Origin of the sequence: Marinobacter lutaoensis (assembly GCF_001981305.1) — a bacterium.
GTDB lineage: Bacteria > Pseudomonadota > Gammaproteobacteria > Pseudomonadales > Oleiphilaceae > Marinobacter > Marinobacter lutaoensis.
The window spans coordinates 260,093-272,906 of sequence record NZ_MSCW01000005.1 but is presented as its reverse complement, the minus strand read 5'-3'; the positions used below and the strand labels follow the sequence as shown (position 1 = coordinate 272,906).

Here is a 12,814-nt window from a genome sequence, read left to right as displayed (position 1 = left end):
CTTGTGACTTGTATTCTCCGATCCTGCTAGGGGAGTTCTTCCTGTGAATCTGACATTTGGTCAAAAACTGCTTGTTGCTTTCGGGGTCCTCCTGCTCCTGGTGATGGCCGCCTTCACCGTAACCAGCGACCTCCGCCTCCGGCACACCACGGAAACCTATGTCGAGGCGATGATCGATGAATCAGTGGCCCAGAGCACCTCGAGTATCGCCGAGTGGCTCAATTCGAAGCTGGCCACCACCGAAGCCGCCGCTTCGGCCCTGCAGCCGGTCGCCGACGATGCCCAGGCTCGCAACATTCTGGCGGCCTTCACCCGGGCCGGCGGCTTCCAGAACGTTTATGTCGGGAAGGCCGATGGCTCCATGCTGATGAAAACCGTGGCGGATGACGCCACGCTGCCCCCCGGGTTTGATCCCCGTACCCGCCCCTGGTACAAGAAAGCCGTGGAAACCGGACGCGCTTCCTACACGGAACCGTTTACCGATGTCAGCACGGGCAAGACCATCATTTCCGCCGCGGCACCGGTCACCCAGGGAGACTACCGTGGCGCTGTGGGTGGCGATATCACCCTCGATGCCATCGATAAAATCCTGTCCACCATCACCCTCGGTGGCAACGGCTACGCCGCCCTGATCAACCAGCAGGGCACCGTGCTCTTTCATCCGGACCAGGCGCTGGTGGGCAAGAACGTGAGCGCCCTGATCGGCGGCCAGGCCAACCTCGACGGCGCGCCCCGCGCCTACCAGACCGACGGCGTGAACTGGGAGGTCAGCTTCCATCCGATCACCGGCGCCCGGGGCGTGAGCTGGTATCTGGGCACCTTCGTCAACATGGACAAACTGCACGCTCCGGTCCAGAGTGCCCGCATGACCGGGCTGATCATTGCCGCCATCGCCCTGCTGCTGTCACTGGTGGTGCTGCATCTGGGCATCCGGGTGCTGATGGCACCGGTGCGGCGCCTGAACGCCGCGATGGATGACATCGGCTCCGGCGACGCCGACCTGACCCAGCGTCTGGACGATTCCGGCAGCGACGAGTTTGCCGACTTGGCGCGCAGCTTCAACCGGTTCGTCGAGAATATCCGTACCGTGGTGCGGGACGTGCAGCAAGGCAGCCGGGAACTCGGGGATAACGTGGTGTCCCTGAAAAAGACCGCCAGTGCCAGCCGCACCAGTGTCGAAAAACAGCAGTCGGAAATCGACATGGTGGCCACCGCCATCAACGAAATGTCGGCGGCGGCGGCCGAGATTGCCCGCAATGCCCAACAGACCGCCGACGCGGCCAACACCGCCGATGCCGACAGCCATGCATCTTTGGAAACCGTGGCCGCCAGCCGGGACGCGGTGCAAAAACTGGTCAAGGAAATCAACGCCGCAGCCGAGGTGATCGACCGGCTGGGTCAGGATGTCACCTCCATCACCTCGGTGCTGGAAGTGATCCAGGGCATCGCCGAGCAGACCAATCTGCTGGCGCTGAACGCGGCCATCGAAGCCGCCCGGGCCGGGGAAGCCGGGCGCGGTTTCGCGGTGGTGGCCGACGAGGTGCGCAACCTGGCACAGCGGACCCAGCAGAGCACCGAAGAGATCAACGACATGATCGAGCGGTTGCAGAAAGGGGCCAACAACGCCGTGGATGTGATGAAAGCGTCCACGGCCGTTTCCAACATGAGCATGGAGAAGGCCCAAGACGCGATGGAAGCCCTGAACCGGATCGCCGAAGCCATTTCAGCGATCAGTCAGATGACGTCCCAGATCGCCACCGCCTCGGAGGAGCAGACGTCCGTGACGGAAGAGCTCAATGCCTCCATCAATCGCATCGCCGAGCAGGGCCAGCAGGCCGCCGCCGCGGCCAGCGAGAACGATGTCTACAGTGGCCATGTCGAGGACATCGGCCGCACCCTCAACGAGCACGTTTCCCGCTTCCGGGTCTGATCAGCGCTCCGGGACAAGGAGGTCCAGGCGCCGCCGCAGGTTGTCGAAAGTTTCCCGGCTGACGTACTGGGACTCCTCGCTCAGCAGCGGATTGTCGAGCACGATCAGCCGCCGTTGTTCCAGATTCAGGCGGGCCACCGCCTGACCGTAAAAGTGGTCCAGATAGGTCCCGAAACTGCCGTCCTCGATCGCCCGCTCCAGCCCCAGTTGCAGCCGGTGCGCCGTCAGGGTGTCCCGGGGCCCGACGAACAGGTAGGACGGCATGGGGTAGGCGATCAGCAGATTGGGTTCGATCACCAGGTTGGGATCGGCGGCCAGCCGCAGGTCGTGGGTCACTTCGCTGATGCCCCGGGCAAAGCAGTCGAAACGGTCGTTGCGCAGCATGGTCAGGAGGATTTCATAGCGGGTGTGGGTGATCACCGTAAGCCCGCTTTCCCGGAGAATGGTGGTATCCGGCCAGTGGCTGCCCTGGCCGATCCGGATGCCACTGTCCCGCAGCTGCGCCAGTGTCTGGATGCCCCGGAAGCGAGGCAGGTGGTCCGCTTTTACCACGCATACCCGAAAGCCCAGCAGGCCACCGTCGATGGGAATCGGGATGGCGGTCAGCTCCGCTTCCCGCTCCTTCGACGTGGCCACGTTGGCGATATCCACCAGCCGGGAGCGGCCGCTGGCCAATTCCAGCAGGGCGCGCCCCTGGCTCAGCTCCTCGCTGCGACGCAGGGTATAGGGACCGTACTCGGGCGTTTTGTCGAGGGCCAGTTGGACCAGGGAACGAATGGCAGGGCTGTCGTAGTTGCGGTACCAGAGGACGAACGTCTCCGGAGCGGGCTCGGTGGCACGCCCGTCCGTGGTCGTGTCGTCATTTGCCTGCGCCTGGCAGCCAACCCAGAAAAACAGGGCCAGCACCAGGGAGCGACCGGATAGCGCCAACGGCGAGTTCCTTCTCTGATGGTGTCTGACGGATGACTTTTGTCCTCACTGTAAACGAGATTTTCGCAAAAATAACGTATAAATTGCGGGATCGGTCCCATCCACGACAACCGTCACAACAACAGGACATGCCATGGCACTGATTGACCACCTGATTACCGCCACCGGCCAGTGGGTCGCCGGCGCCGATCCCCGGGCCACCCTGAGCCACCCGGTGGCCTGGCTGAAAAAAACCGGAGGCTATGCCGCGGTCAACCGGATCATCGGCCTGTCGATTCCGTTCGCCAGGCGCAACGGTTTCCGGGTCGAGGAGCTGCGCCCAGGGTACGTGAAGGCCCGGATTCCGCTGAAAGGCAACGGCAACCACTTCGGCAGCCTGTACGCGGGCGCCTATTTCCTGGTCGCCGAGATTCCCGGGGGCGTACTGAGCCTGTTCGATCTGGGGCCGGCCTATACGCCGATCCTCAAGGCGATGACCCTGGAGTTCCTGCAGCCGGCGAATTCGGACGTGACGGTGGCGTTTTCCCTGTCGCCGGAACAGATCGCGGCGATTCTGGCGGAGGCGGACGAAACCGGTCGGGCGAAGTTCACCCTCGAAGGCCGGCTGATGGATCAGGAAGGCAACCACGTGGCCACCTCCATTGCCCACTACCGGGTGAGAAAAAGAGGCTTCCAGGCGGGAACGCACCGTCCGCCTAGCTAGGCGTCCAGTTCGGCCAGTGCCGCCAGGAAAGCGTCGCCGTATTTTTCCAGCTTGGCGGCACCAACCCCGTTGATCTCTGCCAGTTCCGCCAGGGTCCGAGGGCGGCGCTCGAGCATCTCGAACAGGGTGGTATCGTGGAAGATCACGTACGGCGGCACACCCTGCTGATCCGCCAGGGCCTTGCGGCAGGCTCGCAGGTGGTCCCAGGCGGCCTGATCCCGGATCTCCAGGCTGGCCGTGCGGACGTTTCCCGTTCCCCGGCCAGCCGGCCGGCGCGAGACCGGATCCTTGCGTAGCCACACCTGTTCTTCCCCCTTGAGGATCGGGCGGCACCGTTCGGTGAGCTGCAGCGCGCCATAACCGTCCGGATCGGCGCGCAGGTAGCCCTTGGCGACCAGCTGCCGGAATACCGATTTCCACTCGTTGGCGCTCAACTCCTCGCCAATGCCATAGGTGGACACGGCCTGATGGCCCGCCTGCCGGATCCGTTCGTTGTCGGCCCCCCGCAACACATCGATGAGATAGCTCACGCCGTAACGCTGGCCCGTTCGGTAGACGCAGGACAGAGCTTTCTGTACCGCCACCGTGCCGTCCCAGGTCTCGGGGGGATTGAGGCAGGTGTCGCAGTTGCCGCAGGGCTCCGGCAGGTCGTCCCCAAAATAGCGGAGCAGCACCTGGCGTCGGCAACTGGTCACTTCGCAGAAGCCCAGCATGGCATCCAGTTTCTGGCGTTCGATCCGCTTGAACTGGTCGTTGCCAGCAGAGGCCTCCAGCATCTGCCGCAGTTTGATCACATCCTGCAGGCCGTACACCATCCAGGCCGTGGAAGGGTTGCCGTCCCGGCCGGCCCGACCGGTTTCCTGGTAGTACGCCTCCAGGCTTTTGGGCAGGTCCAGATGGGCGACGAAACGAACGTCCGGCTTGTCGATGCCCATGCCGAAGGCGATGGTCGCCACCATAATGATGCCGTCCTCCCGCAGAAAACGCTCCTGATGGTGGGCCCGATCCTGGGCGCTCATGCCGGCATGGTAGGGCAGGGCCTGGAAGCCCTGTTCCACCAACATCCGCGCGGTGGCTTCCACCTTGTTGCGGGAGAGGCAGTAGACGATGCCGCTGTCGCTCGGGTGTTCGGAGCGGATGAAGTCCAGCAGTTGCCGGTTGGCGTTGGTCTTGGGCGCGATTCGGTACTGGATGTTGGGCCGGTCGAAACTGCTGATGAAGTGACGGGCCTCGGTCAGACACAGACGTTCGGCGATCTCCCTGCGTGTGCGCTCGTCGGCGGTCGCGGTGAGGGCGATCCGGGGCACGCCGGGAAATTCCCGTGCCAGCAGACTCAGTTGCAGATAATCCGACCGGAAGTCATGACCCCACTGGGAGACACAGTGCGCCTCGTCGATGGCGAACAGGGCGATGGGCGTATTGTGCAGCAGCTCCAGAGTGCGGGGCTGGATCAGCCGTTCCGGCGCGCAATAGAGCAGGTCCAGCTCGCCGGACGTCAGGGCGTACTCGGTGGCCCGGGCCTGCTCAAAGTCCATGGTGGAGTTCAGGAAAGCGGCCCTGACACCCAGCTCGCGCAGGGCATTGACCTGGTCCTGCATCAGCGCGATCAGCGGCGACACCACGATCGCGGTACCGGGGCGGACCAAGGCCGGCACCTGGTAACACAGGGATTTGCCACCACCGGTGGGCATCAGCACCAGGGCGTCCCCGCCATTGACCACCTCTTTCACGATGTCTTCCTGCAACGGTCGGAAGGACTCGTACCCGAATACCTCGTGCAACACGGCCTCCGGCGTTCGTTGCATGCCCTGGGGGCGTTCGGTGTCCAGTTGCTCGAAGTCGTGGTCGAAATACATGGATGAGCCGCTTGTCGTTGTTCCGGAAGGGGTCAGTGTGCCGGAGGGGCGTCACCCCGGCGAGGAAATGTGGAAGATCATACCAGATTGTGCCAGTGCGTGGGTCAACCCGCCTTTCGGGTGAGGCAAACCGGAAACAGAACCGCTACAATAGCGCGGCTTTCATGCATGCCATGGTTTTGGCACCAACCCGATTTCCGGTAGTGACCACAACAACAGGACTCCAATGCAGGATTTTGATGCCATCCGTCCCTATTCGGACGAAGAGACGGCTCCGGCGATCCGGCGTCTGCTCGACGACCAGGAATTCCTGGACATGGTGGGTCGGTTCAAGTCGCCGACCCTGGCCCGCTGGGCTCCGGCGGTGCTGCGCGGCTTCACCCGCCGCTGGCTGGCTCGCCACTTTGGCGGCATCACCCGGGTGGACGACCTTCAGGCCCACCTCTCCCGCTACGTGGGCGAGCTGGTGGAGCACACCACCACACGGGTGACCCACAGCGGCCTGGAGCGGCTGGACAAGCATAGCCCCTACCTGTTCATTTCCAACCATCGCGACATCGTGTTCGACCCGATGGTGGTCAATTACCTGCTGTTCCAGAACGGCTTTCATACCACCCGCATCGCCATCGGCGACAACCTACTGCAAAACCGGGTGTTTGCGGAAATGATGCGCCTAAACAAGAGCTTCGTGGTGCGCCGCAACCTGACCAGCCCTCGGGAAATGCGGGACGCCTACATGACGCTGTCGAGCTTCATTAACCACAGCATTGACACCAACCACAGTATCTGGATCGCGCAGCGCGAAGGCAGGGCGAAGGACGGCCTGGACCACACCGACCCGGCGATCATCAAAATGTTCTACATGAGCCAGAAGAAAAGTGGCCTGGGTTTCGGCGAGGCGATGAACCGCCTGCACATCGTACCGGTCTCCATTGCCTATGAGTACGACCCGTGCGACGCCGACAAGGCCCGGGAGCTGGAAATCCGGGCCCGGACCGGCTCCTATACCAAGGCCGAGGGTGAGGACAGCGAGCAGATCGTCAAGGGGCTGCGGGGGTTCAAGGGGCATGTTCACGTCCATTTCGGCACCCCGATACACGACGCGCCGGATAGCCCGAAGGAACTGGCGGCCCGGATCGACCGGGAGATGCACGCCAACTACCACCTGCACGCCTCGAACCTGGTGGCCTACCAGATGCGTGGTGTACACCCGGACGCCCACGCCACTCCGGAGTCGGTCAGCGACGCGGTGGTGACTGCCGAGACTTGGTCACCGGCGGACCTGGCCGCGGCGGAAGCGGAAATGGAGCGTCGCCTGGCGGCCTGCGAGCCGGCCATTCGTCCCTATCTGCTGGACATGTACGCCAACCCCGTGGCCACGTCCCTGGCCGCAACCGCGGGTTAGGCCCAGAGCATGCAGCCCATCTCGAACAGGTGGGTGAGGGCCGGATGGTAGGGATACATCCGGAGGCGGAGGGTTTGCAGTCCCGGATAGGGCGGCGCCACTTCCGTCTCGAACACCGTCCGGCCATCCTGTTCCGAGGCTTTCGTCAGCAGGAACCGGTCCGGACCGGGTGAGTCATGGCTGCCGGTGCATTCGGGGGTGACCAGGCACTCGACACGCACATCCCCGGCATTCAGTCCATTCAGATCCGCCTCCACCCGCAGCGCGATACTGCCGTCGCTGCGGCAGAGTTCCTCCACGCAGCCGACCACCTTCAGTGACACGCCACTCCAGGCCTGGCGCACCCGGGCCTTCCATTCGGCCAGTTCCCGGGCTTCCGCACCGTTGTCGGCGAGCAGCCGATCCCCTTGGGCGGAGGCCGGCTCGTAATAGCGTTCCACATAATCCATCACCATGCGCTGGCTGTTGAACCGGGGCGTGATGGTCTTCATGGATGCCTTGGAGCGGGCCACCCAGCCCTTGGAATACCCTTGGGAGGCGCGGTCGTAATAGAGGGGGATGATGTCATGCTCCAGCAGGTCGAGCAGGTCCCGGGCTTCCTCCTGATTCCGGAATTCCGGATCCAGACGGGTGTCCCGGGGCGTGATCGCCCAGCCATTGTGGCCATCGTAACCCTCGCCCCACCAACCATCGAGGATGCTCAGGTTCAGGGCTCCATTGAGGGCAGCCTTTTCTCCGGAGGTGCCGCTGGCCTCCTTCGGATACTCGGGGTTGTTGAGCCATACGTCCACGCCTGCCAGCATCTGCCGCGCCATGGCCTGGTCATAATCCTCCAGCAGCAGGATGTGGCCCATCAACGACGGCCGCATGGACAACTCGTGAATCACCTTGATCAGTTGCTGGCCGGGGTTGTCCCTGGGGTGAGCCTTGCCGGCGAAAATCAGCACCACCGGCCGCTCGGGGTCGGTCAGCAAGCGCTCAAGGCGCTCCAGGTCGGCGAAAATAAGGGTGGCCCGTTTGTAGGTGGCGAAACGTCGGGCGAAGCCGATCACCAGCGTGTCCTTTTCCGGTGACACCAGTTGCCGGGTCATGCGCTCGGTCACCGAGTGGCCGGTGCCGTTGCGTTGGTGTTGCCGCTCCAGCTGCTCCACCACGAACTCGCCCATCTGCTGTTTCAGGGCCTTGTGCACGCTCCAGTAGTGGTAATCGGGAATCTGGTCAACAAAACTCCAGAACTCCGGGTTGCGCAGTTCGCTTTTCCAGGTGGGGGCGTGGATGTCGAACAGGCTGGCCCATTCCGGCGCCAGAAAGGTGGGTACGTGGACGCCGTTGGTGATATAGCCGATGGGATTTTCCTCCGGCGGAATCTGTGGCCAGATGGCCCCTTCCATGGCCGAGGCGACGCCGCCATGGATACGGCTGACACCGTTGTGAAAGCGTGATCCCCGCAGCCCGAGGCTGGTCATATTGAAACTGTGATCCCCTGCCTTGGCGCCCAGCGCGAACACCGTTTCAAAGTCCAGTCCGGATTCCTCGAGATAGCGACCGAGGGCATGCTGGACCAGGTCCCGGGAAAAAATATCGTGGCCGGCCGGAACCGGGGTGTGGGTGGTGAACAGCGTGGAGGCGGCCACCGCTTCCAGCGCGGCCTTGAACGACAGCCCCTCGGTCATGCGCTGACGACAGCGTTCGAGAATCAGGAACGCGGCGTGACCTTCGTTGATATGCCAGGCGGTGGGGCTCAGGCCCAGGGCCTCCAGCACCCGAGTACCGCCGATGCCCAGCAGCATTTCCTGACTGATGCGCGTGGACTCGTCGCCGCCGTACAGGCGCTGGGTCAGCTCCCGGTCCTGCTCGCTGTTCTCCTCGGTGTGGCTGTCGAGCAGGTACAGGCGGATGTGCCCGACCCGGGCCTGCCACACCCGTGCGACCACCAGGCGCCCGGGAAAGGGCACCGACACCTTGAGCTGCTCGCCGTTGCCTTGGGTTACCGGGGTGATGGGCAGCTCATCGCTGGAGTGAGACTGGTAGCGGGCGATCTGCTGTCCCTGGGCATCGATGGTTTGAATAAAGTAACCCTGCTGGTAAAGCAGACCAACGGCCACAAACGGCAGGCCCAGGTCGCTGGCCGCCTTGCAATGGTCACCGGCGAGAATACCCAGACCTCCGGAATAGATCGGGAAACTCTCGTGAAAGCCAAACTCGGCGCAGAAATAGGCCACCAGGTTGCTGGCCGGGTCCAGGATTTCCGTCACCTCCGGCACCGGCTCGAACTCCACGTAGGCATCGTAGGAGCTCAGGACCCGGCGGTATTCCGCCATGAAGGCGCGGTCCTGGGCCGCTTCGTCCAGGCGCTCCTGTGCCACCCGGCGCAGAAACAGTTTGGGGTTGTGCTCGACTTTCTGCCAGAGCGGGCGGTCGATGCGGGAGAACAGGTTCCGGACACCGTGGTCCCAGCTGTAGAACAGGTCGTTGGCCAGCTCATCCAGGCGGTCGAGCGCCTCCGGGATCGAGGGCCGGGCTTCGAGGCGGAATCGCGTCGCCTTGTCCATGCGGTGTCTCCTGTTGGGGCCCGCGCCCCGCTATGAGTGGTTGCAACGATCCCTCAGGATCGCCCGATACAATGCCTGGTATTCCTTTGCCCGCCGGCCCCAGGAGTGGTCGATGGCCATGCCGTTGCGCTGCAGGCGACGCCAGGCCCTGCGGTTGTCGTAGACGGCCAGGGCCCGGGTCGCGGCCTGCCAGAGTCCATCCGGGCCCGGCTGCCGGAAGCAGAACCCGGTGGCCTTGGCGGCACCGGCATCGTCGTAGTCCCGGACCGTGTCCCTGAGGCCGCCCACCGCATGCACCACCGGCACGGTGCCGTAGCGCAGGGAATACATCTGGTTCAGGCCACAGGGTTCGAAACGCGACGGCATCAGAAACAGATCCGCGCCCGCGGTGATCCGGTGCGCCAGCGGCTCGTCGTATCCCAGGGTCAGTGACAGCTGCCCGGGGTGACGGTGGGCAAGGGCCCGCAGGGGGTCGGCGTAGCGGGGCTCGCCGGAGCCGAGAATGGCGATCTGGCAGCCACGGTCAAGCAGGCCGGGCAACACGGCGAGTATCCAGTCGATGCCCTTCTGTTCCACCAGCCGGCCGATGAAGCCGAACAGCGGCGCACCGGTGCGCTCCAACCCCAGCTGCTGTTGCAGCCGTGCCTTGCACTGGGTCTTGTTTTCAATCTGGCCGAAATCGTAGTGAAAATCCAGGTAGGGGTCCTCGGTGGGGTTCCATATCCGGGTGTCGATTCCGTTCAGGATGCCGGTAAGGTGGTCTGAACGATAGCGCAGCAGCCCGTCCAGGCCATAACCGAATTCCGGGGTCTGGATTTCCTGGGCGTAGCTGGGACTGACCGTGGTTAGGCGGTCGGCGTACACCAGCCCGCCCTTGATGAATGACAACTGGCCATGGAACTCCAGACGATCGAAGCGCCACAGGCTGTCCGGCAGGCCCAGCGCCCGGAACGTCTCCCAGGAAAACACCCCCTGATAGGCGAGGTTGTGGATGGTGAACACGGTACCGGGGCGCTTCGGCAGCGCATCCAGAAACACCGGCACCAGGCCGCTTTGCCAGTCGTTGCAGTGGACGATGTCCGGCTGCCAGCTCAGTCCGACTTGGCCACTCGCCATCATGGCACCGACCCGGCAGAACAGCTGGTAGCGGTGAGCATTGTCCCACCAGTCTTGGCCGTCGTCGTTTTGATAGGGGTTGCCCGGGCGGTCGAACAACGCCGGGCAGTCCACCAGCCAGAGGGTGACGGGGGTGCCAGGCAGGCGCGTGCGCCAAAGGCTGAGGTGATACTGGCCCAGGCTGAGCTGGGCTTCCCGCCGTGCGCCGGTCGTCCGGGCCGTTTCCATGGCGGCGGGATAGCCGGGCAGCAGAATCTGTGTATCCAGGCCCTGTTGGCAGAGGGCCTCCGGCAGGCTCCCGGACACATCCGCCAGACCACCGGTTTTGATGACCGGGTAGACTTCGCTGGTGATGAACAGGACCCGCGTCACGTGGCCGGCCTCAGGACCACCGCCGCCAGTGGCGGCAGCGTCAGTTCCAGGGAAGCCGGGCGCCCCATCCAGGGTTCGTCCCGTGCCGCCAGGCCCATCGGATTGCCGACGTTACTGCCACCGTAGTAGGTGGAATCGGTGTTCAGCACTTCCCGCCAGTGGCCGCTCCGGGGCACACCGATGCGGTAACCGTAGCGCACCACCGGGGTGAAGTTGATCACCACCAGGGTGGTGTCATCCGGGCCCTGACGCAGGTAGCTGATCACCGACTGCGGAGCATCGTGGCAATCGACCCACTCAAAACCGTCGGCGCGGTAGTCACGGGCATGCAGCGACGGGGTGCCCCGATAGAGGTGGTTCAGGTCCCGGATCAGAGTTTTCAGTCCCTGGTGCCCGGGGTACTGGAGCAGTTCCCAGTCCAGCTCCCGGATCTCGCTCCATTCCCGACGCTGGCCGAACTCGCCGCCCATGAACAACAGCTTCGCACCCGGGTAGGTGTACTGGTAGGCGAACAGCAAGCGCAGGTTGGCCCGCTGCTGCCAATCGTCCCCAGGCATCTTGTGCAGCAGGCTGGCCTTGCCGTGCACCACTTCGTCGTGGGAGAGGGGCAGCATGAAGTTCTCGGAGAAAGCGTACATTAAACCGAACGTCAGCTTGTCATGGTGGTATTGCCGGTGCACCGGGTCGTGGCTCAGGTAGTCCAGGGTGTCGTGCATCCAACCCATGTTCCACTTGAGGTTGAAGCCCAGGCCGCCGACCCGGGGCGGGCGTGTCACCTGGGGCCAGGACGTGGATTCCTCGGCAATCATCAGAATGCCGGGGAACCGGGTCTGGCAGACCTCGTTGAGGGTCCGCAGGAAGTCGATGGCCTCTAGATTCTCGTTGCCCCCGTGCGCGTTGGGCAGCCACTCGCCGTCACGCCGGGAATAGTTGAGGTACAGCATGGAGGCCACGGCGTCCACCCGCAAGCCGTCGAGATGGTAGGTGTCGAGCCAGTACAGGGCGCTTCCGATCAGGAAGTTACGGACTTCGTGGCGACCGTAGTTGTAGATCAGCGTGCCCCAGTCCTGGTGCTTGCCCCGGCGGGGATCTTCGTGTTCGTACAGGGCGGTACCGTCGAACCGGGCGAGGGCGTGTTCGTCCTCGGGAAAATGGCCGGGTACCCAGTCCAGCAGCACCCCGATGCCATGGCGATGGCACTGGTCCACCAGATAGCGCAGGTCGTCGGGGCTGCCGTACCGGCGGGTGGGGGCGTAGTAACCGGTGGTCTGGTAACCCCAGGACTCATCCAGCGGGTGTTCAGTGACCGGCAGCAGCTCAATGTGGGTAAACCCCAGCTCCAGTACGTAGGGGATCAGCTGGTCGGCCAGCTCCCGGTAGGTGAGCCAGCGGCCCGAACCATGGTGGCGCCAGGAGCCGGCGTGAACCTCGTAGACGGAGAGGGGCGTCTGCTGCCAGGCATCCTGCCGTCGGCGGGCGAGCCAGTCACCGTCGCCCCAGTTGAACGGCTCCCGCGCGGTGACCACGGCGGCATTGGCGGGGCGCAGCTCGAACTGCTGGCCGTAGGGGTCGGTCTTCACCCGCACCTCGCCCCGACGGGTGGTGATGGCGAATTTGTACAGCGCGCCGGGCTCCAGCCCCGGAACAAATGCCGACCACACGCCGGAGGCACCGTGGCACTGCATTGGGCTCGATGCCGGCTGCCAGCCGTTGAAGTCTCCAATCACGCTGACCGCGGTAGCGTTCGGCGCCCATACGGCGAAGCGGACGCCATGCTCGCCCTGGAACTGGCAGGGGTGCGCTCCCAGGACGTTGTAGATGTGCCAGTGACGACCCTCACCAAACAGATACAGGTCGTAGTCACTGAGCAGGGGGCTATCCATAGACGACTCAATTCCTAAGTGGATTTGAGGTCATTGAACCCGGGGAAGGGTGTCGAAAAAATGACCT

Annotated in this window: 8 protein-coding genes; 3 read left to right on the top strand and 5 right to left on the bottom strand. The window is 64.0% G+C overall.

All coding sequences use genetic code 11. From position 1 onward, the window contains the following. The first annotated feature begins 43 nt into the window (after positions 1-43). Entirely contained in the window at positions 44-1,930 is a 1,887-nt protein-coding gene (locus BTO32_RS07470; RefSeq protein ID WP_076723996.1) for a methyl-accepting chemotaxis protein, read from the top strand. On the opposite strand, the gene BTO32_RS07465 is transcribed toward BTO32_RS07470, so the two are convergent. Beyond that, on the bottom strand, positions 1,931-2,860 hold the full coding sequence (locus BTO32_RS07465; protein WP_175618647.1) for an ABC transporter substrate-binding protein: 930 nt from the start codon (positions 2,858-2,860) through the stop codon (positions 1,931-1,933). It abuts the gene before it with no gap. A 133-nt stretch (positions 2,861-2,993) separates the two neighbouring features. Here BTO32_RS07465 and BTO32_RS07460 point away from each other — a divergent pair, with 133 nt between their 5' ends. Then, a complete protein-coding gene (locus BTO32_RS07460) occupies positions 2,994-3,563 on the top strand; it encodes a YiiD C-terminal domain-containing protein (RefSeq protein ID WP_084206803.1) in 570 nt (189 codons plus the stop codon). Here the strand turns inward: BTO32_RS07460 and recQ are convergent. After that, complete coding sequence (recQ, locus tag BTO32_RS07455; RefSeq protein WP_076723995.1) at positions 3,560-5,419, bottom strand: DNA helicase RecQ; 1,860 nt, start codon at positions 5,417-5,419, stop codon at positions 3,560-3,562. The genes BTO32_RS07460 and recQ overlap by 4 nt on opposite strands. A gap of 226 nt (positions 5,420-5,645) precedes the next feature. Here recQ and BTO32_RS07450 point away from each other — a divergent pair, with 226 nt between their 5' ends. Beyond that, complete coding sequence (locus BTO32_RS07450) at positions 5,646-6,824, top strand: 1-acyl-sn-glycerol-3-phosphate acyltransferase (RefSeq protein WP_076723994.1); 1,179 nt, start codon at positions 5,646-5,648, stop codon at positions 6,822-6,824. Here BTO32_RS07450 and glgP read toward each other — a convergent pair. The 3 genes from glgP to glgB are packed head-to-tail and all read right to left on the bottom strand — an operon-like array spanning position 6,821 to position 12,747. Further along, positions 6,821-9,376, bottom strand: coding sequence for an alpha-glucan family phosphorylase (gene glgP, locus BTO32_RS07445; RefSeq protein ID WP_076723993.1), 2,556 nt, complete (start codon positions 9,374-9,376; stop codon positions 6,821-6,823). The two genes, BTO32_RS07450 and glgP, sit on opposite strands and share 4 nt — an antisense overlap. A 30-nt stretch (positions 9,377-9,406) precedes the next feature. Then, positions 9,407-10,864, bottom strand: coding sequence for a glycogen synthase GlgA (gene glgA, locus BTO32_RS07440; RefSeq protein WP_076723992.1), 1,458 nt, complete (start codon positions 10,862-10,864; stop codon positions 9,407-9,409). Then, a complete protein-coding gene (gene glgB / locus BTO32_RS07435) occupies positions 10,861-12,747 on the bottom strand; it encodes a 1,4-alpha-glucan branching protein GlgB (RefSeq protein ID WP_076723991.1) in 1,887 nt (628 codons plus the stop codon). Before glgB ends, glgA begins: the two co-directional genes overlap by 4 nt. Positions 12,748-12,814 lie beyond the last annotated feature (67 nt).